Below are 20,634 nucleotides of genomic sequence, written 5' to 3' on the forward strand. Positions count from 1 at the left end.
TAACCCGGCTGGAAGTGGCGTCACGAGGTGAGTGCTCGTACGCTGTTTTAATGAGCCGCGCGCGGCGTTTTATACCGAGAAGCGGGGTAAAAAGCAAAATAAAAATATGCGCGTTGCCGGGTATTGTCAGGAAAAATTGCCACCGCCCTTTTTCTATAAATGCGACGAATATCAAAAAAGGCTGGAAATGGGGTCAAGAACTGCCCTAAAATAGCCGTCCAGAAGTTAATCCATCTATACTGATTAACACTCAGACTGCTCGTGTCACTACCTGCAAGCTTTGGTAGAGTCATCCGTCAAAGCCATTCTACACAACAGTATGAGCTACCCGAATCGTCCACAGGTGAAATAAAACATGGCAAAACACCTCTTTACGTCAGAGTCCGTATCAGAAGGGCATCCCGACAAAATTGCTGACCAAATCTCCGACGCCGTGCTGGATGCGATCCTCGAACAGGATCCGAAAGCGCGCGTAGCATGTGAAACCTACGTCAAAACCGGTATGGTTCTGGTCGGTGGTGAAATCACCACCAGCGCATGGGTTGATATCGAAGAGATCACCCGCAACACGGTCCGTGAAATTGGCTACGTGCATTCCGATATGGGCTTTGACGCCAACTCCTGCGCGGTGCTGAGCGCCATCGGTAAACAGTCTCCGGACATCAACCAGGGCGTTGACCGTGCCGATCCGCTGGAACAGGGCGCGGGCGACCAGGGCCTGATGTTTGGCTACGCCACTAACGAAACCGACGTGCTGATGCCTGCGCCGATCACCTATGCGCACCGTCTGGTGCAGCGTCAGGCTGAAGTGCGTAAAAACGGCACCCTGCCGTGGCTGCGCCCGGATGCGAAAAGCCAGGTCACCTTCCAGTACGACGACGGCAAAGTTGTCGGTATTGATGCGGTCGTTCTCTCCACACAGCACGCCGAGAGCATCGATCAGAAATCGCTGCAGGAAGCGGTGATGGAAGAGATCATCAAACCGGTTCTGCCGACCGAGTGGCTGAACAGCGCAACCAAATTCTTTATCAACCCAACCGGCCGTTTTGTTATCGGCGGCCCCATGGGCGACTGCGGCCTGACCGGGCGTAAAATCATCGTTGATACCTACGGCGGCATGGCTCGTCACGGCGGCGGCGCGTTCTCCGGTAAAGATCCGTCTAAAGTGGACCGTTCTGCGGCCTACGCGGCGCGCTATGTGGCGAAAAACATCGTTGCCGCCGGCCTGGCCGATCGTTGCGAAATCCAGGTTTCCTACGCCATCGGCGTGGCGGAGCCAACTTCAATCATGGTTGAAACCTTCGGTACCGAAAAAGTGCCTTCTGAGCAGCTGACCCTGCTGGTGCGCGAGTTCTTTGACCTGCGTCCGTATGGCCTGATTCAGATGCTGGATCTGCTGCACCCGATCTACAAAGAGACGGCGGCATACGGCCACTTTGGCCGCGAGCATTTCCCGTGGGAAAAAACCGACAAAGCGGCCCAGCTGCGCGAAGCGTCCGGTCTGAAATAAGACGCCGCTCTCCCCGCTTTCAAGGCCAGCCTCGCGCTGGCCTTTTTATTTTACGCCCCTCAGCCGCCCGGCATACCGCCTGCAACATGCCTATTATGGAAGCGATTACATCATATGCAGAGCAAACCTTTTCCGTTATTGCATGCAAAATGTAATAAGACTTCACTTTGTTACACAATATTTCAGTAAAGTCCGATTAGCGCTTTTAATTTCTTGAGCTAAACTTAATTAATATACTGATTTAAATGCGTTTATAGTCATTACGTTTCTTTACTCTAGTGTAACCGATTACACAGCCGTGATTACTATCACATTTTTTTACGACGTATTTACCTACCCTACGCATCGACAAGATCAATAACTCAACCGGAGGGCGTTATGCCTGACAACAAAAAACAAGGGCGTTCCAACAAGACGATGACGTTCTTTGTCTGTTTCCTCGCCGCACTGGCTGGCCTGCTGTTCGGCCTTGATATCGGTGTTATTGCGGGTGCCTTACCCTTTATTGCCAACGAGTTCCAGATAAGCGCCCACACTCAGGAGTGGGTGGTCAGCTCTATGATGTTCGGCGCCGCCGTCGGCGCGGTGGGCAGCGGCTGGCTCTCCTTCAAACTCGGGCGTAAAAAAAGCCTGATGATTGGCGCCATCCTGTTCGTTGCCGGCTCGCTGTTCTCCGCCGCCGCACCGAACGTGGAAGTGCTGCTGCTCTCTCGCGTGCTGCTCGGCCTTGCCGTGGGCGTCGCCTCCTACACCGCCCCGCTGTATCTGTCTGAAATCGCCCCGGAAAAAATCCGCGGCAGCATGATTTCGATGTATCAGCTGATGATTACCATTGGTATTCTCGGCGCCTATCTTTCCGATACGGCATTCAGCTACAGCGGCGCCTGGCGCTGGATGCTCGGGGTGATTATTATCCCGGCGGTGCTGTTGCTGATTGGCGTGGTTTTCCTGCCTGACAGCCCGCGCTGGTTTGCCGCTAAGCGCCGCTTTGTCGACGCCGAACGCGTCCTGCTGCGCCTGCGCGACACCAGCGCTGAAGCGAAACGCGAGCTGGATGAGATCCGCGAAAGCCTGAAGGTAAAACAGTCCGGCTGGTCGCTGTTTAAAGAAAATAGTAACTTCCGCCGTGCGGTATTCCTCGGCGTCCTGCTGCAGGTGATGCAACAGTTCACCGGTATGAACGTCATCATGTACTACGCGCCGAAGATTTTTGAACTGGCGGGCTATACCAACACCACCGAACAGATGTGGGGAACCGTCATCGTGGGGCTGACCAACGTTCTGGCGACCTTTATCGCCATCGGACTGGTTGACCGCTGGGGCCGTAAGCCGACGCTGATCCTCGGCTTTATCGTTATGGCGCTCGGCATGGGCGTACTGGGCAGCATGATGCATATCGGCATTCACTCCGCCACGGCGCAGTACTTTGCCGTCCTGATGCTGCTGATGTTTATCGTTGGCTTTGCGATGAGCGCCGGCCCGCTGATTTGGGTGCTGTGCTCCGAAATCCAGCCGCTGAAAGGGCGTGATTTCGGTATCACCTGCTCAACGGCCACCAACTGGATTGCCAACATGATCGTCGGCGCGACCTTCCTGACCATGCTGAACTCGCTGGGCAGCGCCAACACCTTCTGGGTCTATGGCGGCCTGAACATCCTGTTCATCTTCCTGACCCTGTGGCTGATCCCGGAAACCAAAAACGTTTCGCTGGAACATATCGAACGTAACCTGATGAAAGGCCGTAAGCTGCGCGAAATCGGCGCGCGCGACTAGACTAACCCGCTTCCTCCCTCCCGGGAGGAAGCTTCTTCTTGCTCTCCTCATCCCGCCGCACTATCCTCTGGCGCTATGAAAACACCCCGAATTCCCATTGCCCTCCAACAGGCCGTTATGCGCAGCCTGCGGGAAAATCTTGCCAAAGCGAACCTCAAGCTGGGACGACATTACCCTGAACCGGTGCTGGTTTATCAGCAGCGGGGAACCTCCGCCGGTACCGCCTGGCTGGAGAAAAATGAAATCCGCCTTAACCCGGTGCTGCTGCTGGAAAACCAGCAGGCGTTTATTGATGAAGTCGTGCCGCACGAGCTGGCCCACCTGCTGGTATGGAAGCATTTTGGCCGCGTGGCGCCGCACGGCAAAGAGTGGAAATGGATGATGGAAAGCGTGCTGGGCGTTCCTGCTCTGCGCACCCATCGTTTCGAACTCGATTCAGTGCGTAAAAATACCTTCCCCTACCGCTGCCAGTGCCAGCAGCACAAGCTTACCGTCCGCCGCCATAATCGCGTGATGCGCGGGGAGGCCACCTATCGCTGCGTGCGCTGCGGAGATGTTCTGGTGGCGGAAAAGTAATCTCCGGAAATAACTGGAAATTTTCTGATCTGACTGATTGCGTCTGGCAATCACATTCGATACGTTGCGGGCTCGTTTTGACACGGAGTTAACGATGTCCCGTATTCATATTTTTGCTGCCGCGTTTCTCAGCGCGGCGGTATGCGCCCCGCTTGCAGCGGAAGGAATCAACAGTTTTTCTCAGGCCAAGACCGCTGGGGTCAAGGTCAATGCCGACGCCCCCGGCGATTTCTACTGCGGCTGTAAAATCAACTGGCAGGGAAAAAAGGGGGTTATCGACCTGGAATCTTGTGGCTATAAAGTGCGTAAAAATGAAAATCGCGCCAGCCGGGTCGAGTGGGAGCATGTGGTTCCCGCATGGCAGTTTGGCCATCAGCGTCAGTGCTGGCAGGACGGCGGGCGCAAAAACTGCGCTAAAGATCCGGAATACCGCAAGATGGAAAGCGACATGCATAACCTGCAGCCGGCGGTCGGCGAGGTCAACGGCGACCGCGCCAACTTTATGTACAGCCAGTGGAACGGTGGCGAAGGCCAGTACGGCCAGTGCGCGATGAAGGTTGATTTTAAAGATAAAGTTGCCGAGCCGCCGGCTCGCGCCCGGGGCGCTATCGCCAGAACCTACTTCTATATGCGCGACCGCTACCAGCTCAATCTTTCCCGCCAGCAAACCCAGCTGTTTACCGCCTGGGATAAGCTGTATCCGGTAACAACCTGGGAGTGCGAACGCGACGCGCGTATTGCAAAAGTTCAGGGCAACCATAATCCTTACGTCCTGCAGGCTTGCCAGGCGCAAAAGAGCTAACCTACACTAGCGGCAATTGTTAATTTGCAGCTTCACTCCTTCCCCTGTCATGGGGGAGGAGAATATCTGCGCAAAGAACGGAATATCAAGCATGCGCATTCCTCGCATCCATCACCCGGAACCGATTACCACGGGTAGCCAGATAGCTCTTTCCGACGACGCGGCCAACCACGTCGGTCGCGTTTTACGCATGGGCAAAGGCCAGACAATTGAGCTTTTTGACGGCAGCAATCAGGTCTTCGAGGCGGTCATTGTCGAGGCAGGTAAGAAAAACGTTCTGGTTGACGTTCAGAGCTGCAAAATGGATAACCGTGAATCCCCGCTGCATATCCATTTAGGCCAGGTGATGTCCCGCGGCGAAAAAATGGAATTCACCATCCAGAAATCGATCGAACTTGGCGTAAGCCTCATAACGCCACTGTTTTCCGAGCGCTGTGGCGTTAAACTGGACGCCGAACGTTTGCAGAAGAAGATCCAGCAGTGGCAAAAAATCGCCATTGCCGCCTGCGAGCAAAGCGGCCGCAACGTGGTGCCGGAGATCCGCCCCGCCATGCAGCTTGAAGCCTGGTGCGCGGAGCAGGACGAGGGCCTGAAGCTTAATTTGCACCCTCGCGCCAGCGCCAGCATTAATACGCTGCCGCTGCCGGTCGAACGTATCCGGCTGCTGATTGGCCCGGAAGGCGGGCTTTCGGCAGAAGAGATAGCGATGACCGCTCGCTACCGGTTTACTGATATCCTGTTGGGACCGCGCGTTCTGCGTACAGAGACAACTGCGCTCACTGCTATTACCGCCCTGCAGGTGCGTTTTGGCGACTTAGGTTGAAGCGTTAACGGAGAAGAACAATGATTAAGCTCGGCATCGTGATGGACCCCATCGCAACCATCAACATCAAGAAAGACACCAGCTTCGCCATGTTGCTGGAGGCGCAGCGTCGCGGCTATGAACTCCATTATATGGAGATGAACGATCTGTACTTAATCAACGGCGAAGCCCGCGCTCGTACGCGTAAGCTGAGCGTCGAGCAGAACTACGATAAATGGTACGCGTTCAACGGCGAACAGGATCTGCCTCTGGCGGACCTTGACGTCATTCTGATGCGTAAAGATCCGCCGTTCGATACCGAGTTTATCTACGCGACCTACATCCTCGAACGCGCCGAAGAGCAAGGCACGCTGATCGTCAATAAGCCGCAGAGCCTGCGCGACTGTAACGAAAAGCTGTTTACCGCCTGGTTCTCCGAGCTGACTCCGGAAACGCTGGTCACCCGTAATAAAGCCCAGCTGAAAGCCTTCTGGGAAAAACATGGCGATGTCATTCTCAAACCACTGGACGGTATGGGCGGCACCTCCATTTTCCGCGTTAAAGAGGGTGACCCCAACCTCGGCGTGATTACCGAGACGCTAACCGAGCTGGGCAGCCGCTACTGCATGGCGCAGAACTATCTGCCGGCCATTAAAGATGGCGATAAGCGCGTGCTGGTGGTTGACGGCGAGCCGGTTCCTTACTGCCTGGCCCGTATCCCACAGGGCGGCGAAACCCGCGGTAACCTTGCGGCCGGTGGTCGTGGCGAAGCGCGCCCGCTGACCGAAAGCGACTGGGCCATCGCCCGCCGCGTGGGCCCGACGCTGAAGGCCAAAGGCTTAATCTTCGTCGGTCTGGATATCATTGGCGATCGCCTGACGGAGATTAACGTCACCAGCCCCACCTGCGTACGTGAAATCGAAGCCGCCTTCCCGATTTCCATTACCGGGATGCTGATGGATGCCATCGAGAAGCGCCTCAATAAATAAAGCGCTTATTCAGGCTACAGGCCAGCGCCTGTAGCCTGGAGCCAGCTCAGGAGATTCACGCTCAGGTTCATACCGACAACGCGCCTTGAGCCTGCAAGATAAAGTGAATCGACACTCCCTTGCTTTACCCGCATACTGGGTGCTGCTTTTTTGAACCAGGAACAGAACCTCTGACAATGAATTTACAGCATCACTTTCTAATTGCCATGCCTGCTCTCCAGGACCCGATGTTCCGTCGCTCCGTAGTCTATATCTGCGAGTATAACGATGACGGTGCCATGGGCATCATCATCAATAAGCCGATGGAAAATCTGCAGGTTGAAGGGATCCTGGAGAAGTTAAAAATCACGCCTGAACCGCGCAATCCCGAGATTCGCCTGGATAAACCGGTGATGGTTGGCGGCCCGCTGGCCGAGGATCGGGGTTTTATACTGCATTCGCCGCCTTCCGACTTTTCTTCCAGCATTCGTATTTCCGATAACACGGTGATCACCACCTCCCGCGACGTGCTCGAAACGCTGGGTACGGATAAACAGCCGGACAACGTGCTGGTTGCGCTGGGCTATGCCTCCTGGGAGAAAGGCCAGCTGGAGCAAGAGATTCTGGATAACGCCTGGCTCACCGCGCCGGCCGATCGGAATATTTTGTTCAGCACGCCGATAGCTGACCGCTGGCGCGATGCTGCGAAGCTCATTGGCATCGATATCGTGACGATGCCAGCCGAAGCGGGGCATGCGTAATGAGCGGCACTTTTTTAGGCTTTGATTTTGGCACCAAAAGCATTGGCGTCGCCGTAGGGCAGCGCATCACAGGCACTGCCCGCCCCCTTCCCGCGTTGAAAGCGCAGGACGGTAAGCCTGACTGGAATATTATCGAAAAGCTGCTGAAAGAGTGGCAGCCCGAAGCCGTGATTGTCGGCCTGCCGCTGAATATGGACGGTACGGAACAGCCCCTCACCGCGCGCGCGCGCAACTTCGCGAATAAAATCCACGGCCGCTTCGGCGTGCAAATAACCCTGCATGATGAACGTCTGAGCACGGTTGAAGCCAGAGCCGGGCTATTCGAACACGGTGGATTCCGGGCGCTCAATAAAGGCAGCGTGGATTCCGCTTCTGCAGTCATTATTCTGGAAAGCTACTTCGAGCAAAGTTTCTGAACATCAATGATGGCGCCCTACCGCAGCGGCAGGCGCCATCATCCTGATTTCATTTTTAGTGGCGCAAATGCTCATTCGCCCAGCTGACCGCCTGAGTCCGGTTCTTCACGCTTAGCTTACGGAACACGTTGTACAGATGGGTACGCACCGTGTTTTCACTGATAAACAGCGCGCGGGCAATATCCAGATTGGTCGCCCCGCAGCGAAGTTCATTCAGGATTTCACATTCACGCTCGGTCAGCGGTGAATTTTCCGCAGGCGCCGATACATGATCCGCAGCATACATCGCCGGGTGCATCACGCTCAATTCAGCCGTCTGTTCGCCGTTCAGCACAGCCTTAACGCCCTCAATTAAGCGCGATTCATCATCGTCATGACGGAAAACGCCGTACAGCGCTGGCCACTGCGCCATTTCGTAGAGCTCATACTTTTGCGCGCTATTGATAATCAATAAACGGGGGTTATCCGCCTGCAGACGAATAATGTCACGCCATACGCTATTCAACTTTTTATTTGAAACTGCAATATCAAATAATATTACAGAATCTTTCAAAAGACGCTGCGCGAGGGGTTTGTTAATATTTTGCAGAACGACTGATGCAGATAACTTCTCAGCCAGCCAGGTTGCGAATGCTTTGCTTTGAATAGAGGGGTGAGTAATAAAAGTAACCTGGTGAGAAAAAGCCGAATTCTCAGATAAATTAATCACTTAAAACTCTCCTTAGTTGATTCCCGCCTTCATAGCGGTTAAATGAATTAACAAGAATACGATCGCTGGTGTATTTATAAATTCAAACCAAACTTACACCTTGAAACATTATTCCATGGGAATTTTCCTATCCCTGTAAACAGCATAAATCGAATGCCTTAAGAGAGTCAAAAGATTATCAAACTTTTTTCCTGGTTATGGGAGGTTTATGTCAATTCGTTTTTCATAGCGTGCATTATTCGGCTTAATTTTAGGTACTTATTTGTAATATAAAATAATGATACCAAACATTAATAAAACATTATCATAACAAGCCATTGGTATGATGTCTGAATATAAAAGATGCAGCTATAAAAGACCCGCAGCCGTACGTTGCTGAAAGCTTTGCGTAAAAGTTTGCATCCCGAATTGCTGCCCGGTTTGCATCACGCCGGGCAGCTGATGCGTTTTCCCCTCGCGGATCAAATTCGCCACCGCCGGGATATTAACCAAAAGCTCGTATAGCGCAACTCTTCCGCCAGCAGTATCCGGAAACAATTTTTGTGCCAGCACCGCGCATAAACTTCCCGCCAGCTGGCTACGAACCTGCTCTTTCTCCTGAGCGGGAAAAACATCCACCAGCCTTTCAACCGCCTGTGCCGCACCGCGCGTATGCAGCGTCGCCATAACCAGATGTCCGGTCTCCGCCGCGGTCAATGCCAGGCGGATCGTTTCGCTGTCACGCAGTTCCCCTAGCAGAATGACATCCGGGTCCTGACGCAGCGCAGCGCGCAGGGCCGCGGCAAATGAGGGGCAGTGACGACCGATTTCCCGCTGCTGGATCAGGCAGCGCTCGCTGTGATGAATAAACTCAACCGGATCTTCCAGCGTCAGGATATGGCCATTGAGGCGCTGATTAAGATAGCCCACCATCGCCGCCAGGGTGGTGGATTTCCCGCTACCGGTGGCGCCCGTGACCAGGATAAGCCCGCTCTCCTCATTGAGCAGCTCCGTTAAGGCGGCCGGCGCGCCGAGATCCGCCAGCTGCGGACAGGTTTCCGCCAGCAGACGCAGGGCCAGCGACAGGCCGCGGTTGTGGACAAATGCGCTGGCGCGCAGGCGCGGGCCGCCGGCCGGAGTCAGCGCGAAATCAACCTGCCCGCAGGCCTGCCACTGGGCGAGCTGCTCGGCGTTGAGCCAATCAGCGAGTATCTTGCCAATATCCGGAGAGGTAAAAGGCGCGGGCTCCAGCTTGCCCTGGCGACGCCAGCGCGGCGTTGAAGCATTGCACAGGTGTAGATCGGAGACGTTATGCTTTACACTAAGGGCCACTATTTCTTCCAGTTCCATAACTCATCCTCGGTATATGAACGATATTGCGCATAACCTGGCACAGGTCCGGGACAAAATCTCAGCCGCTGCCGCACGCTGCGGCCGTGCTCCAGAAGAAGTTACGCTGCTTGCAGTCAGTAAAACGAAACCTGCGAGCGCTATCGAAGAAGCGATGGCCGCAGGCCAGGTCGCGTTTGGCGAAAACTATGTTCAGGAAGGGGTGGAGAAAATCCGCTACTTTCAAGAGACCGGGGCAAGCGGGCTACAGTGGCACTTTATCGGGCCGCTGCAGTCCAATAAAAGCCGCCTGGTGGCCGAGCATTTTGACTGGTGCCATACCGTCGATCGACTCAAAATCGCCGCTCGCCTCAGTGAACAGCGCCCTGCTCACATGCCGCCACTCAACGTGCTGATTCAAATCAACATTAGCGATGAGCAGAGCAAGTCGGGCATTCCCGTTGACGAGCTGGACGCGCTGGCGGCAGAGATCGCGAAACTGCCGAATCTGCAGCTGCGCGGTTTAATGGCCATTCCCGCGCCAGAGTCAGAATATGTAAGGCAGTTTGCCGTCGCCCAACAAATGGCGGTAGCATTTGCGCGGCTAAAAACGCACTACCCTACCGTCGATACGTTGTCGCTGGGAATGTCGGATGATATGGAAGCCGCCATCGCGGCGGGAAGCACTATGGTGCGCATCGGAACCGCAATTTTCGGCGCGCGCGACTACAGCAAAAAATAAGGAATCTGAGGAACGCCATGAAGACGTTGACTTTCCTGCTCTCAACGGTCATTGAGCTTTACACAATGGTCGTGTTGTTACGCGTCTGGATGCAGTGGGCGCGCTGCGACTTTTATAACCCGTTTTCGCAGTTCGTGGTCAAGGCTACGCAGCCTGTCGTTGGGCCGCTGCGCCGCATTATCCCGGCGATGGGGCCGCTCGACAGCGCCTCCCTGCTGGTCGCCTTTATTCTCTGCGTCGTGAAAGCTATCGTGCTGTTTATGGTCGTCACCTTCCAGCCGATTATCTGGATCTCCGCGCTGCTGATCCTCATTAAAACCGTCGGCTCGCTGATCTTCTGGGTTCTCCTGCTCATGGCAATCATGAGCTGGGTAAGCCAGGGACGCAGCCCGGTGGAATATGTCCTGATGCAGTTGGCCGATCCGCTGCTGCGTCCGATCCGCAGACTGCTGCCATCGATGGGCGGCATTGATTTCTCGCCGATGGTGCTGGTTCTGCTGCTGTACGTGATCAACATGGGTATCGCCGAACTGTTGCAGGCTACCGGCAACGTTCTGCTTCCGGGGCTGTGGATGGCGCTATGAGTGCCGTCGAAGCCTGCGCTGATGGCTTGGTCTTACGGCTGTATATTCAGCCTAAGGCCAGCCGCGACAGCATCGTTGGTTTACATGGCGACGAGCTTAAAGTCGCCATTACCGCGCCTCCCGTTGACGGCCAGGCCAACGCCCATCTGGTAAAATTCCTCGCCAAACAGTTTCGCGTAGCGAAAAGCCAGGTGCTTATTGAGAAAGGCGAACTGGGCCGCCACAAACAGATAAAAATCATTCATCCGCAGCAGATCCCCGATGGGGTCGCCGCCCTGAAAGAATAAACAGGATCTCATATGCAAAAAGTTGTTCTCGCCACCGGCAATCCCGGGAAAGTGCGCGAGCTGGCCTCGCTGCTGGCAGATTTTGGCCTCGATATCGTGGCGCAAACCGAACTGGGCGTGGATTCCGCAGAGGAAACCGGCCTGACCTTTATCGAAAACGCCATTCTGAAAGCGCGTCATGCCGCGCAGATTACCGGCCTCCCGGCCATCGCCGATGACTCAGGTCTGGCCGTCGATGCGTTAGGCGGCGCGCCCGGCATCTATTCCGCCCGCTATTCCGGCGAAGACGCGACCGACCAGCGCAATCTCGAAAAGCTGCTCGACGCGCTGCGCGACGTGCCTGACGATCGGCGCCAGGCGCAATTCCACTGCGTGCTGGTCTATCTGCGCCATGCGGAAGATCCCACCCCGCTGGTTTGCCACGGCAGCTGGCCGGGCATCATCGCTCGCGAAGCCGCAGGCAGCGGCGGCTTTGGTTACGACCCGATATTTTTTGTTCCGACGGAAGGTAAAACCGCAGCGGAGCTGAGCCGTGAAGAAAAGAGCGCCATTTCCCACCGCGGACGCGCGCTCAAACTGTTACTGGAAGCCTTACGTAATGGCTAATTTGCCGCCCCTGAGCCTCTATATTCACATCCCGTGGTGCGTGCAAAAATGCCCGTACTGCGATTTCAACTCGCATGCGTTGAAGGGCGAGGTACCGCACGACGACTACGTTCAGCATCTGCTGAACGATCTGCGGGCCGACGCCCACTATGCGCAGGGACGTGAAATCGGGACTATTTTCATCGGCGGCGGTACGCCGAGCCTGCTCTCAGGCCCGGCGATGCAAACCCTGCTCGACGGCGTGCGGGAAGCTCTTCCCCTGGCGGACAACGCGGAAATCACGATGGAAGCCAACCCCGGCACCGTAGAAGCGGATCGTTTTGTCGAGTATCAGCGCGCAGGTATTAATCGCATCTCCATCGGCGTACAGAGCTTTAGCGAACAAAAGCTCCAGCGTCTCGGGCGCATCCACGGGCCGCAGGAAGCCAAACGCGCGGCAAACCTGGCAAGCGGTCTGGGACTGCGCAGCTTTAACCTCGATTTAATGCACGGTCTGCCGGATCAGTCTCTGGAAGAGGCGCTGGACGACCTGCGTCAGGCGATTGCGCTCAATCCGCCGCATCTCTCCTGGTACCAGTTGACCATTGAGCCAAACACCCTGTTTGGCTCGCGCCCGCCGACCCTGCCGGACGACGACGCGCTGTGGGATATTTATGAGCAGGGGCACAGCCTGCTCAGCGCGGCGGGCTATCAACAATATGAAACCTCCGCCTACGCTAAGCCGGGGTATCAGTGCCAGCATAACCTGAACTACTGGCGCTTTGGCGACTACCTGGGCATTGGCTGCGGCGCGCACGGCAAAGTGACCTTCCCGGACGGGCGCATTCTGCGGACGGCGAAAACCCGCCACCCGCGCGGCTATATGGAAGGCCGTTATCTGGAGCGCCAGCATGATGTGGAAGATGCGGATAAGCCGTTCGAGTTCTTTATGAACCGTTTCCGCCTGCTGGAAGCGGCGCCGCGAGATGAATTCAGCCGCTACACCGGGCTTGATGAGCGTACAATCCGTCCGCAAATCGATGCCGCCATTGCTGAGGGCTATCTGACGGAAGATGAGCGCTGCTGGCAGATTACCGAGCACGGTAAGCTCTTTTTGAACTCCCTTCTCGAATTATTCCTCAGCGAATAAACCTCGCTATGCTTATCCCGTTATAACAATAACGGGATAATTAATTATTCGCTTTTCCCGAAATATCAATATCGCTATTTCCGAATCATCTCAATTCAACATTTCCAATAAAAATAAATTCACATTCATTTATTAAAAATAAATATAACCTACCGCACAAAAATACGTATTTGATCGCCTGATTGCGAAAAAGTGTGAGTCAGACAGCTTAAAGATGTACGACAACAAGAATAATATGTCATACAGAAACAAGGAATACCCTTTAAGATATTGACCAATTACCCTAAGTGCATGGAGCCGACTCATGAAAAAACTCTCTTTTTCTCGTTCTCTGGCGTGTGTATCTCTGCTTGCCCTGCTCGCTTCCGGCGCCAGCGCAGCTGAAAAAGTCACGTTAAAACTGGCACATAACCTCGAACGTAGCCACGTTGTCCATCAGGCCTTTGAGGCGATGTCCAAAGAGGTTAACCAACTTTCCAACGGTGATATGAAGATTCGTATATATCCCAGTAGCCAGATGGGCAGCGCGCGCGAAACGATGGAGCTATTACAAAACGGCGCGCTGGATATGACCAAAGGTTCCGCCAGCGATCTGGAATCATTCGATAACGTCTACGCGATATATAATTTACCGTTCCTGTTTAAAGATCAGAATCACTTCAATAAAGTCGTCTTTGGTGACGTGGGCAAGGAAATTATGGAGTCCACGAAAGATAAAGGATTCTTTGCGCTTTCCGCCTATGTTGCCGGGACCCGCAGTTTTTACGCCAAAAAGCCCATCACTAAACCGGAAGATTTAAAAGGATTGAAGATCCGCGTCCAGGCCAGCCCGACAACCTTAAAAATGGTCGAATTAATGGGCGGTTCGCCAACCCCTATTTCCTTTGGTGAAGTTTATACCGCCATGCAGCAGGGCGTGGTGGACGGCGCGGAGAACAACGTGCCTTCCTGGGTGCAAACGCGCCATATCGAAATCGCGAAAGTGTTCTCAGAAGATGAACATGCCTCCATCCCGGATTTCCTCGTTATCTCCAGTAAAACCTGGGACAAACTGACGCCGGATCAGCAGCAAATCCTGATCAAGGCGGCGAAAGCTTCCGAAGCGTATCAGCAAAAACTGTGGGACAAGATCGACGCCGACACCCGCGCGCAGGCCAAAGCCATGGGCGGCGAAATTATCAAAGTGGATAAAGCGCCGTTCCGCGCCGCCGTGCAGCCGCTGTTTGATGAGTTCAAAAAAGATCCGAAGCAGGCCGCCCTGCTGGCCAAATTTGAAGCTGCCGCCGAATAACACTTAGCGGGCCAGCCGCTGGCCCGCTTTCATCGGGAAAACAATGATGATACTTAACCGCATAAAGCTGGCGGTGGACCGCACGATCGCCGCATTCTCCGTCGCCGTTATGATTGCGCTGGTTGTTTGCGTCGTCTGGCAGGTGTTCAGCCGCTATGTACTCAACCAGCCCAGCACCCTGACCGACGAGCTGGCGCGCTTTTTGATGATCTGGGTCGGGCTACTGGGTGCGGCATATACCGTCGGCGCCCAGCGTCATCTGGCTATCGACTTACTGGCGATGACGCTCCCTCCCCGCAGGCAGGCGCTGCTCAGCGTCATCATTAATCTGCTGATCTTTATTTTTGCCGGATCGGTGATTATGACCGGCGGCGTGAAGCTGATTGAAAAAACGCTGTCGACCTCCCAGGTCTCAGCGGCAATGCAGATCCCCATGGGCTACGTCTATCTGATCCTGCCGTTAACCGGCCTCATTATGATGTTTTACGCAGTATGTTTTGTCAGCAACGGGCTAAAAAACATGAAGCACGCTGAAGCGGGGGCAAATTGATGGACAGCTATATCGCACTGATGCTATTTGGCTCTTTCTTTATTCTGGTTTTTATTGGCGTACCTATCTCCTTCTCCATCGGCATCGCCACCGTCGGTTCAATGCTGCTGATGTTCCCGTGGGATATCGCGGTGATTACCGTTTCACAGCGCCTCGCGAACGGCCTCGATAACTTCGCCCTGCTGGCCATTCCCTTCTTTATCTTTGCCGGTACGCTGATGAACAGCGGCGGGATTGCCATACGCTTAATCAATCTGGCTCAGGTGATGGTCGGACGCGTACCGGGCTCTCTGGGCCACGTCAACGTGCTGGCAAACATGATGTTCGGCTCGATTTCAGGCTCGGCGGTCGCCGCCGCCGCCGCGGTAGGGGGCACGCTGAACCCCATTCAGACCCAGAAAGGCTACGATCCGGCTTTCTCCACGGCGGTGAACGTCTCGTCGTGCATCACGGGCCTGCTTATTCCGCCGTCAAACGTGCTGATCGTCTTTTCCCTGACGGCGGGCGGCGTGTCGGTCGCGTCGCTGTTTATGGCCGGCTATCTGCCGGGCATTCTGATGGGCCTGGCTATTATGGTGGTCTGTGCCGTCATTGCTAAACGTCGCGGCTATCCGGTTTCTGAACGCCCCACCTGCGCCCAGGCGGCAAAAGCGTTTTTCGCCGCCCTGCCCAGCCTGCTGCTGGTGATTATTGTGATGGGCGGGATCCTCGGCGGCATTTTTACCGCTACCGAAGCGTCGGCTATCGCCGTGGTCTACACCTTTATCCTGTCGGTGCTCATTTATCGGGAAGTGAAATGGCGCGATCTGCCGAAGCTGATCCTTGAATCGGTGGTGATGACCTCTATCGTGCTGCTGCTGATCGGCTTTTCCGTCGGCATGTCGTGGGCGATGACCAACGCCGACATTCCCTACATGATAAGCGATGCGCTAATGGGGGTGTCAGAAAACCCGGTGGTGATTCTGCTGCTGATTAATATCGTGCTGTTAATCGTTGGGATCTTTATGGACATGACCCCGGCGGTGCTGATTTTCACGCCGATATTCCTGCCCATCGCGCAGGATTTAGGGATGGACCCGGTGCATTTCGGCATCATGATGGTCGCCAACCTGTGCATCGGTCTGCTGACGCCGCCGGTAGGCAGCGCGCTGTTCGTTGGCTGCTCCATTTCCGGCGTGAAAATTCAGCAGCTCATCAAACCGCTGCTGCCGTTCTACGCCGCCCTGCTGATCGCGCTGATGATGATTGTCTATATCCCGCAGATCTCGCTGTTTATTCCGCAGCTGCTGGGGCTGATGTGATCGACTAACCATAATCGCTACCTGCGAACGCAGGTAGCGAAATAAAACTTACTTTAACGACCCTACCAGCGCTTTGCGGCTCTCTTCGAGGGAGACCACGCGGCTGCAGACATCCTTACCAAACTGCTGGAAATCGGCTTCCTGGTTTTTCCATTCATCCTGAATGGCCGTTTGCAGGCCGCCAAGGCTGCCGAGGATCCCCTGCAGCGGGTTACCGCCGCCTTTAAGAACCGCCTTCGCCCCCATCTCGTTGATGCTATCCTGCAGAATGCCGCCCATCGCCTGATTTACCAGCTGCTGGCCGTCGGCGCGCACCTGATCGATGGCTTTATAGTGAAAGGTCAGGCCATCGTTACGATGTTCAATTATGCGGCTCATTTGCGCTTTCAGCTGCGCATCAAGCTTGGTCAGGCGGCTATGCATGCTGCTGCTGGCCCCCACCTGTTCGGTAATAATTTTATCCAGCGCGGCGCGGCCTTTTTCTACCCGCGTGCGGGCGCCTTCATCAATCCACGGCAGGCTGCTGCGCAGGCCAGCCTGATAGTCCTGAGCCTGCTCGCGCTGAGCGGCGTTCAGGGAATACGCTTTACCGTTAAAGGTCAGGTTGCCGTCCGGCTTAATCACCAGATCGCCGTTTTCGCCTTTTACCTGCACCTGCTGCGGGCTGAGGATGACATCGTCACGCGGCGTGACGCTACACTGGTAGTCCGCATGCGCGGACAAAGCGGTGACGGAAAGCGCCAATGCCAACAGCGTTTTGCGCATCATTTAACTCCCTTCAGACAAAACGGGCCGGCAGTTGCCGACCCTTGTCAAACTTAGTCCCACCAGATATCAAAAAGTTCGCTGGTGCGTACATCGGCAAGCCCGCGGTCTTCCAGCCATTTACGTACGATGGCCTGGTGTTCCTCGGTGCATTTGCCGATTTCCTGCAGGCAGATCAGGCCTTCCCAGGAAAGATAACCGCTGCCGTCAAAGGCCAGCTTATTAGGCTCAATCACTTCATCAATCAGATCGTTAACGGTCTGGTCGATCTGCTCTTCGCTGGTTCCATCCGCGAAACGCCACGCGACGGAAAAACCCACTTCCTGAAACTCGTCGATATGCATCTTTTTACGCAGACGACGGCTACGATTCGTTGCCATTATTTCACCCTCTCGAACATTAAGTCCCATACGCCGTGGCCAAGACGATGGCCACGCTGTTCAAATTTGGTTACCGGGCGCGATTCCGGGCGCGGCACATAGTCGTTGCTTTCAGACCGGTTACGATACCCTTCAAGCGAGGACATCACCTCCAGCATATGCTCGGCATATTGCTCCCAGTCGGTCGCCATATGGAAGACGCCGCCCAGCTTCAGTTTACTTTTCACCAGTTCGGCAAAAGGCGGCTGAACGATACGGCGCTTATTATGACGCGCTTTGTGCCACGGGTCAGGGAAAAACAGCTGCACCATGCTCAGGGAGTTATCCGGAATCATCGTATGCAGCACTTCCACCGCATCGTGGCACATGACGCGCAGGTTCTGCACGCCCTCTTCTTCGGCGGACGCCAGGCAGGCGCCGACGCCCGGCGAGTGCACTTCAATGCCGAGGAAATTCTGCTGCGGCTTCTCTTTCGCCATCGCCACCAGCGAAGCGCCCATACCGAAACCGATCTCCAGCGTGACCGGCGCCTCACGGCCAAACAGCGCGGCGAAATCGAGTGGCGCATCGTTAAATTCAACGCCCATCACCGGCCAAATATTGTCCAGCGCATGCTGCTGACCTTTGGTCAGGCGGCCCTGACGACGGACGAAGCTGCGAATACGGCGCAGCGGACGGCCGTTTTCATCGAATTCCGGAGATATGACGTCGTTTTTCATAAAAGTTAAGTCTGCTTGTGAGAGTGTTCGGAAAACGGGCATTATCCAAAGTTACCCGGCGGATGCAAGGGTTTACAGCCTCTCGCCCTTGTGCTGCAATCTGCCACCTTATAATCGCTATCCCGGAGCCGTAGCTTTGACTTTTCCCGCCGCGCAATTTTCAGCCCAGGTGCTGGACTGGTACGACAAATACGGGCGTAAAACCCTGCCCTGGCAAATCGGCAAGACGCCCTACAAAGTATGGCTCTCCGAGGTGATGTTGCAACAAACACAAGTGGCGACGGTCATCCCCTATTTTGAACGCTTTATGGCGCGTTTCCCAACGATTACCGACCTGGCGAACGCGCCCCTTGATGAAGTCCTGCATCTGTGGACCGGCCTGGGCTATTACGCCCGCGCGCGCAATTTACATAAAGCGGCGCAGCAGGTGGCCACCCTGCACGACGGCAAATTCCCGCAGACCTTCGATGAAGTCGCCGCGCTGCCGGGCGTGGGCCGCTCTACCGCCGGCGCGATTTTATCCCTTTCTCTCGGTCAGCATTATCCGATTCTCGACGGTAACGTGAAGCGCGTGCTCGCGCGCTGCTATGCTGTCAGCGGTTGGCCGGGGAAAAAAGAGGTTGAGAAACGCCTGTGGGAGATCGGCGAGGACGTCACGCCGGCCAAAGGCGTCGAGCGTTTTAACCAGGCCATGATGGACCTCGGGGCGATGGTGTGTACCCGCTCTAAACCAAAATGCGAGCTCTGTCCGCTGAATAACGGCTGCGTGGCCTACGCAAATCATTCATGGGCTCAATACCCAGGCAAAAAACCGAAACAGACGATCCCCGAGCGTACCGGCTATTTCCTGCTGATGCAGCACGGTGACGAGGTGTTCCTCTCCCAGCGCCCGCCGGTGGGCTTATGGGGCGGTTTGTTCTGCTTCCCGCAGTTTGAGGATGAAGATGCGCTGCGGGCGTGGTTGGCCCAGCGTCAGATTAAGACCGATAATCTGACGCAATTAACCGCGTTCCGCCACACTTTCAGCCATTTCCATCTGGATATTGTGCCGATGTGGCTTACAGTGCACTCATCCGGCGCATGCATGGATGAAGGGGGCGCACTCTGGTATAACTTAGCGCAGCCGCCGTCCGTCGGTCTGGCGGCTCCCGTGGAGCGCTTGTTGCAACAGTTAAAAGCCGGAGCACCGGTTTAGCTTTCTGGCGATTAAAGAGGATTAAGAATGAGCAGAACGATTTTTTGTACTTTCCTGCAGCGTGAAGCCGAGGGCCAGGATTTTCAGCTGTACCCGGGCGAGCTGGGCAAACGCATCTATAACGAAATCTCCAAAGAAGCCTGGGCCCAGTGGCAGCATAAGCAGACGATGCTGATCAACGAGAAAAAACTCAGCATGATGAACCCGGAGCATCGCAAACTGCTGGAGCAGGAGATGGTTCAGTTCCTGTTTGAAGGTAAAGACGTGCACATCGAAGGCTACACGCCGCCAGAAAAACAGTAAGGGCCTGACGGCCCTTTACAACAATAAACACAACACGCACTCCCGGAATGATGAAAAAATACTTAGCGCTAGCGCTGATTGCGCCTTTGCTCGTTTCGTGTTCCAGCTCAACCAAAAAAGGCGCCGAGTACAACGAGGCGTGGGTGAAGGACACCAACGGCTTTGACATTCTGATGGGCCAGTTCGCCCATAACATCGAGAATATTTGGGGTTATAACGAAGTTCTGCTCGCCGGGCCGAAGGACTACGTCAAATACACCGACCAGTATCAGACCCGTAGCCATATCAACTTTGATGCGGGGACGATTACCGTCGAAACCATCGCCGGGACCGACCCGGCCGGTCGCCTGCGCCAGGCGATTATTAAAACCCTGCTGATGGGCGACGACCCGAACTCCATCGACCTCTATTCCGACGTCGATGATATTCAGATTTCAAAAGAGCCGTTCCTGTACGGTCAGGTGGTGGATAACACCGGCGAGTCGATTCGCTGGGAGTGGCGCGCCTCGCGCTTCGCCGACTATCTGCTGCAAACGCGCTTGAAAAGCCGCAGCAACGGCCCGCGCATGATCTACAGCATCACCATCAACCTGGTGCCGAACCACCTCGACAAACGCGCGCATAAATACATTGGCATGGTCCGTCAGGCATCGCGCAAATACGGCGTTGATGAATCGCTGATCCTGGCAATTATGCAAACCGAATCTTCCTTTAACCCCTATGCGGTCAGCCACGCCGACGCGCTGGGGCTGATGCAGGTGGTGCAGCACAGCGCCGGGAAGGACGTGTTCCGTTCGCAGGGCAAATCAGGCCTGCCGAGCCGCAGCTATCTGTTCGATCCGGTCAATAACATCGACACCGGCACCGCCTATCTGGCGATGCTGAACAACGTCTATTTGTCCGGCATCACCAACCCGACCTCGCGTCGCTATGCGGTCATCACCGCCTATAACGGCGGCGCGGGCAGCGTGCTGCGGGTCTTCTCCAGCGATAAGGTTCAGGCGGCGAATATCATCAACAACATGACGCCGGGCGATGTTTATCAAACCATCACCAGCCGTCACCCCTCCGCCGAGTCGCGCCGCTATCTGTACAAGGTTAACTCTGCACAGAAAGGCTACCGCCGCAGGTAATCCCCCTTCAGCGCCCCTGTTTCC

24 protein-coding genes are annotated in these 20,634 nt (G+C 55.2%); 19 read left to right on the forward strand and 5 right to left on the reverse strand.

All coding sequences use genetic code 11. The annotated features are described in order from the left end of the window. The first annotated feature begins 355 nt into the window (after positions 1 to 355). The 8 genes from metK to ruvX all read left to right on the forward strand — a co-directional run bounded on the left by metK (position 356) and on the right by ruvX (position 7,608). Positions 356 to 1,510, forward strand: a complete 1,155-nt coding sequence (metK, locus tag ACESQ2_RS15965; RefSeq protein WP_014226830.1) for a methionine adenosyltransferase — start codon at positions 356 to 358, stop codon at positions 1,508 to 1,510. A gap of 378 nt (positions 1,511 to 1,888) precedes the next feature. Next, positions 1,889 to 3,283: a sugar porter family MFS transporter gene (locus ACESQ2_RS15970; protein ID WP_004854145.1), complete on the forward strand. Its 1,395-nt coding sequence runs from the start codon at positions 1,889 to 1,891 to the stop codon at positions 3,281 to 3,283. A gap of 75 nt (positions 3,284 to 3,358) precedes the next feature. Then, positions 3,359 to 3,859 (forward strand): SprT family zinc-dependent metalloprotease, encoded by a 501-nt coding sequence (locus ACESQ2_RS15975; RefSeq protein WP_373170869.1) that lies wholly within the window; start codon positions 3,359 to 3,361, stop codon positions 3,857 to 3,859. A gap of 94 nt (positions 3,860 to 3,953) precedes the next feature. Further along, the gene (endA, locus tag ACESQ2_RS15980; RefSeq protein WP_014226832.1) at positions 3,954 to 4,661 is read left to right on the forward strand and encodes a deoxyribonuclease I; all 708 of its coding nucleotides are present in this window, start codon (positions 3,954 to 3,956) and stop codon (positions 4,659 to 4,661) included. 91 nt (positions 4,662 to 4,752) lie between these two features. Next, positions 4,753 to 5,484 (forward strand): 16S rRNA (uracil(1498)-N(3))-methyltransferase, encoded by a 732-nt coding sequence (gene rsmE, locus ACESQ2_RS15985; RefSeq protein WP_046877686.1) that lies wholly within the window; start codon positions 4,753 to 4,755, stop codon positions 5,482 to 5,484. A 20-nt stretch (positions 5,485 to 5,504) separates the two neighbouring features. Next, positions 5,505 to 6,452, forward strand: coding sequence for a glutathione synthase (gshB, locus tag ACESQ2_RS15990; RefSeq protein WP_014226834.1), 948 nt, complete (start codon positions 5,505 to 5,507; stop codon positions 6,450 to 6,452). 176 nt (positions 6,453 to 6,628) lie between these two features. Next, on the forward strand, positions 6,629 to 7,192 hold the full coding sequence (locus ACESQ2_RS15995) for a YqgE/AlgH family protein (RefSeq protein ID WP_014226835.1): 564 nt from the start codon (positions 6,629 to 6,631) through the stop codon (positions 7,190 to 7,192). Further along, positions 7,192 to 7,608 carry a Holliday junction resolvase RuvX gene (ruvX, locus tag ACESQ2_RS16000; protein WP_014226836.1) on the forward strand — a complete coding sequence of 139 codons (417 nt, stop codon included), beginning with the start codon at positions 7,192 to 7,194 and terminating at the stop codon, positions 7,606 to 7,608. Before ACESQ2_RS15995 ends, ruvX begins: the two co-directional genes overlap by 1 nt. A 55-nt stretch (positions 7,609 to 7,663) precedes the next feature. On the opposite strand, the gene ACESQ2_RS16005 is transcribed toward ruvX, so the two are convergent. Next, a complete protein-coding gene (locus ACESQ2_RS16005; RefSeq protein ID WP_014226837.1) occupies positions 7,664 to 8,317 on the reverse strand; it encodes a LuxR C-terminal-related transcriptional regulator in 654 nt (217 codons plus the stop codon). A gap of 348 nt (positions 8,318 to 8,665) precedes the next feature. Next, positions 8,666 to 9,646, reverse strand: a complete 981-nt coding sequence (locus tag ACESQ2_RS16010) for a type IV pilus twitching motility protein PilT (protein WP_368762426.1) — start codon at positions 9,644 to 9,646, stop codon at positions 8,666 to 8,668. A gap of 16 nt (positions 9,647 to 9,662) precedes the next feature. On the opposite strand from ACESQ2_RS16010, the gene ACESQ2_RS16015 reads away from it, so the two are divergent. From ACESQ2_RS16015 to ACESQ2_RS16050, 8 genes are all read left to right on the forward strand, one after another. Beyond that, on the forward strand, positions 9,663 to 10,367 hold the full coding sequence (locus ACESQ2_RS16015) for a YggS family pyridoxal phosphate-dependent enzyme (RefSeq protein WP_014226839.1): 705 nt from the start codon (positions 9,663 to 9,665) through the stop codon (positions 10,365 to 10,367). A 17-nt stretch (positions 10,368 to 10,384) separates the two neighbouring features. Then, complete coding sequence (locus ACESQ2_RS16020) at positions 10,385 to 10,951, forward strand: YggT family protein (RefSeq protein ID WP_004105714.1); 567 nt, start codon at positions 10,385 to 10,387, stop codon at positions 10,949 to 10,951. Beyond that, positions 10,948 to 11,238 carry a DUF167 family protein YggU gene (gene yggU, locus ACESQ2_RS16025; protein WP_004854155.1) on the forward strand — a complete coding sequence of 97 codons (291 nt, stop codon included), beginning with the start codon at positions 10,948 to 10,950 and terminating at the stop codon, positions 11,236 to 11,238. Before ACESQ2_RS16020 ends, yggU begins: the two co-directional genes overlap by 4 nt. Before the next feature lie 12 nt (positions 11,239 to 11,250). Further along, positions 11,251 to 11,844: an XTP/dITP diphosphatase gene (locus tag ACESQ2_RS16030; protein ID WP_004854157.1), complete on the forward strand. Its 594-nt coding sequence runs from the start codon at positions 11,251 to 11,253 to the stop codon at positions 11,842 to 11,844. Next, the gene (gene hemW, locus ACESQ2_RS16035) at positions 11,837 to 12,973 is read left to right on the forward strand and encodes a radical SAM family heme chaperone HemW (RefSeq protein WP_014226840.1); all 1,137 of its coding nucleotides are present in this window, start codon (positions 11,837 to 11,839) and stop codon (positions 12,971 to 12,973) included. Before ACESQ2_RS16030 ends, hemW begins: the two co-directional genes overlap by 8 nt. Before the next feature lie 304 nt (positions 12,974 to 13,277). Continuing rightward, complete coding sequence (locus tag ACESQ2_RS16040) at positions 13,278 to 14,264, forward strand: TRAP transporter substrate-binding protein (RefSeq protein WP_014839537.1); 987 nt, start codon at positions 13,278 to 13,280, stop codon at positions 14,262 to 14,264. A 46-nt stretch (positions 14,265 to 14,310) separates the two neighbouring features. After that, the gene (locus tag ACESQ2_RS16045) at positions 14,311 to 14,814 is read left to right on the forward strand and encodes a TRAP transporter small permease (RefSeq protein ID WP_373170978.1); all 504 of its coding nucleotides are present in this window, start codon (positions 14,311 to 14,313) and stop codon (positions 14,812 to 14,814) included. Then, positions 14,814 to 16,115 (forward strand): TRAP transporter large permease, encoded by a 1,302-nt coding sequence (locus ACESQ2_RS16050; RefSeq protein WP_373170873.1) that lies wholly within the window; start codon positions 14,814 to 14,816, stop codon positions 16,113 to 16,115. Before ACESQ2_RS16045 ends, ACESQ2_RS16050 begins: the two co-directional genes overlap by 1 nt. A gap of 48 nt (positions 16,116 to 16,163) precedes the next feature. Here ACESQ2_RS16050 and ACESQ2_RS16055 read toward each other — a convergent pair whose 3' ends face one another. Genes ACESQ2_RS16055 through trmB form a run of 3 tightly spaced genes read right to left on the reverse strand, consistent with a single transcriptional unit; the run spans position 16,164 to position 17,979 of the window. Next, on the reverse strand, positions 16,164 to 16,883 hold the full coding sequence (locus ACESQ2_RS16055) for a DUF2884 domain-containing protein (protein WP_009651812.1): 720 nt from the start codon (positions 16,881 to 16,883) through the stop codon (positions 16,164 to 16,166). Between the two features lie 50 nt (positions 16,884 to 16,933). Next, on the reverse strand, positions 16,934 to 17,260 hold the full coding sequence (locus ACESQ2_RS16060) for a YggL family protein (protein ID WP_004854168.1): 327 nt from the start codon (positions 17,258 to 17,260) through the stop codon (positions 16,934 to 16,936). Next, the gene (gene trmB, locus ACESQ2_RS16065; protein WP_004854170.1) at positions 17,260 to 17,979 is read right to left on the reverse strand and encodes a tRNA (guanosine(46)-N7)-methyltransferase TrmB; all 720 of its coding nucleotides are present in this window, start codon (positions 17,977 to 17,979) and stop codon (positions 17,260 to 17,262) included. The genes ACESQ2_RS16060 and trmB overlap by 1 nt, the downstream gene beginning before the upstream one ends. Before the next feature lie 136 nt (positions 17,980 to 18,115). Here trmB and mutY point away from each other — a divergent pair, with 136 nt between their 5' ends. From mutY to mltC, 3 genes are read left to right on the forward strand one after another with little or no spacing between them, the layout of a single operon-like run. Next, positions 18,116 to 19,174: an A/G-specific adenine glycosylase gene (gene mutY / locus ACESQ2_RS16070; RefSeq protein WP_004854172.1), complete on the forward strand. Its 1,059-nt coding sequence runs from the start codon at positions 18,116 to 18,118 to the stop codon at positions 19,172 to 19,174. A gap of 27 nt (positions 19,175 to 19,201) precedes the next feature. Further along, complete coding sequence (locus ACESQ2_RS16075; protein ID WP_004854175.1) at positions 19,202 to 19,477, forward strand: oxidative damage protection protein; 276 nt, start codon at positions 19,202 to 19,204, stop codon at positions 19,475 to 19,477. 50 nt (positions 19,478 to 19,527) lie between these two features. Continuing rightward, on the forward strand, positions 19,528 to 20,610 hold the full coding sequence (gene mltC / locus ACESQ2_RS16080) for a membrane-bound lytic murein transglycosylase MltC (protein WP_014226844.1): 1,083 nt from the start codon (positions 19,528 to 19,530) through the stop codon (positions 20,608 to 20,610). Positions 20,611 to 20,634: the final 24 nt, after the last annotated feature.

The sequence above is a fragment of the Klebsiella sp. Q11 genome, assembly GCF_964241505.1.
GTDB lineage: Bacteria > Pseudomonadota > Gammaproteobacteria > Enterobacterales > Enterobacteriaceae > Klebsiella > Klebsiella michiganensis.

Excerpts from the sequence above, each read along its gene's own strand:
- metK (WP_014226830.1), top strand. The coding sequence starts at position 356 with ATGGCAAAACACCTCTTTACGTCAGAGTCCGTATCAGAAGGGCATCCC.
- ACESQ2_RS15970 (WP_004854145.1), top strand. The coding sequence starts at position 1,889 with ATGCCTGACAACAAAAAACAAGGGCGTTCCAACAAGACGATGACGTTC.
- ACESQ2_RS15975 (WP_373170869.1), top strand. The coding sequence starts at position 3,359 with ATGAAAACACCCCGAATTCCCATTGCCCTCCAACAGGCCGTTATGCGC.
- endA (WP_014226832.1), top strand. The coding sequence starts at position 3,954 with ATGTCCCGTATTCATATTTTTGCTGCCGCGTTTCTCAGCGCGGCGGTA.
- rsmE (WP_046877686.1), top strand. The coding sequence starts at position 4,753 with ATGCGCATTCCTCGCATCCATCACCCGGAACCGATTACCACGGGTAGC.
- gshB (WP_014226834.1), top strand. The coding sequence starts at position 5,505 with ATGATTAAGCTCGGCATCGTGATGGACCCCATCGCAACCATCAACATC.
- ACESQ2_RS15995 (WP_014226835.1), top strand. The coding sequence starts at position 6,629 with ATGAATTTACAGCATCACTTTCTAATTGCCATGCCTGCTCTCCAGGAC.
- ruvX (WP_014226836.1), top strand. The coding sequence starts at position 7,192 with ATGAGCGGCACTTTTTTAGGCTTTGATTTTGGCACCAAAAGCATTGGC.
- ACESQ2_RS16010 (WP_368762426.1), bottom strand. The coding sequence starts at position 9,646 with ATGGAACTGGAAGAAATAGTGGCCCTTAGTGTAAAGCATAACGTCTCC.
- ACESQ2_RS16015 (WP_014226839.1), top strand. The coding sequence starts at position 9,663 with ATGAACGATATTGCGCATAACCTGGCACAGGTCCGGGACAAAATCTCA.
- ACESQ2_RS16020 (WP_004105714.1), top strand. The coding sequence starts at position 10,385 with ATGAAGACGTTGACTTTCCTGCTCTCAACGGTCATTGAGCTTTACACA.
- yggU (WP_004854155.1), top strand. The coding sequence starts at position 10,948 with ATGAGTGCCGTCGAAGCCTGCGCTGATGGCTTGGTCTTACGGCTGTAT.
- ACESQ2_RS16030 (WP_004854157.1), top strand. The coding sequence starts at position 11,251 with ATGCAAAAAGTTGTTCTCGCCACCGGCAATCCCGGGAAAGTGCGCGAG.
- hemW (WP_014226840.1), top strand. The coding sequence starts at position 11,837 with ATGGCTAATTTGCCGCCCCTGAGCCTCTATATTCACATCCCGTGGTGC.
- ACESQ2_RS16040 (WP_014839537.1), top strand. The coding sequence starts at position 13,278 with ATGAAAAAACTCTCTTTTTCTCGTTCTCTGGCGTGTGTATCTCTGCTT.
- ACESQ2_RS16045 (WP_373170978.1), top strand. The coding sequence starts at position 14,311 with ATGATACTTAACCGCATAAAGCTGGCGGTGGACCGCACGATCGCCGCA.
- ACESQ2_RS16050 (WP_373170873.1), top strand. The coding sequence starts at position 14,814 with ATGGACAGCTATATCGCACTGATGCTATTTGGCTCTTTCTTTATTCTG.
- ACESQ2_RS16055 (WP_009651812.1), bottom strand. The coding sequence starts at position 16,883 with ATGATGCGCAAAACGCTGTTGGCATTGGCGCTTTCCGTCACCGCTTTG.
- ACESQ2_RS16060 (WP_004854168.1), bottom strand. The coding sequence starts at position 17,260 with ATGGCAACGAATCGTAGCCGTCGTCTGCGTAAAAAGATGCATATCGAC.
- trmB (WP_004854170.1), bottom strand. The coding sequence starts at position 17,979 with ATGAAAAACGACGTCATATCTCCGGAATTCGATGAAAACGGCCGTCCG.
- ACESQ2_RS16075 (WP_004854175.1), top strand. The coding sequence starts at position 19,202 with ATGAGCAGAACGATTTTTTGTACTTTCCTGCAGCGTGAAGCCGAGGGC.
- mltC (WP_014226844.1), top strand. The coding sequence starts at position 19,528 with ATGAAAAAATACTTAGCGCTAGCGCTGATTGCGCCTTTGCTCGTTTCG.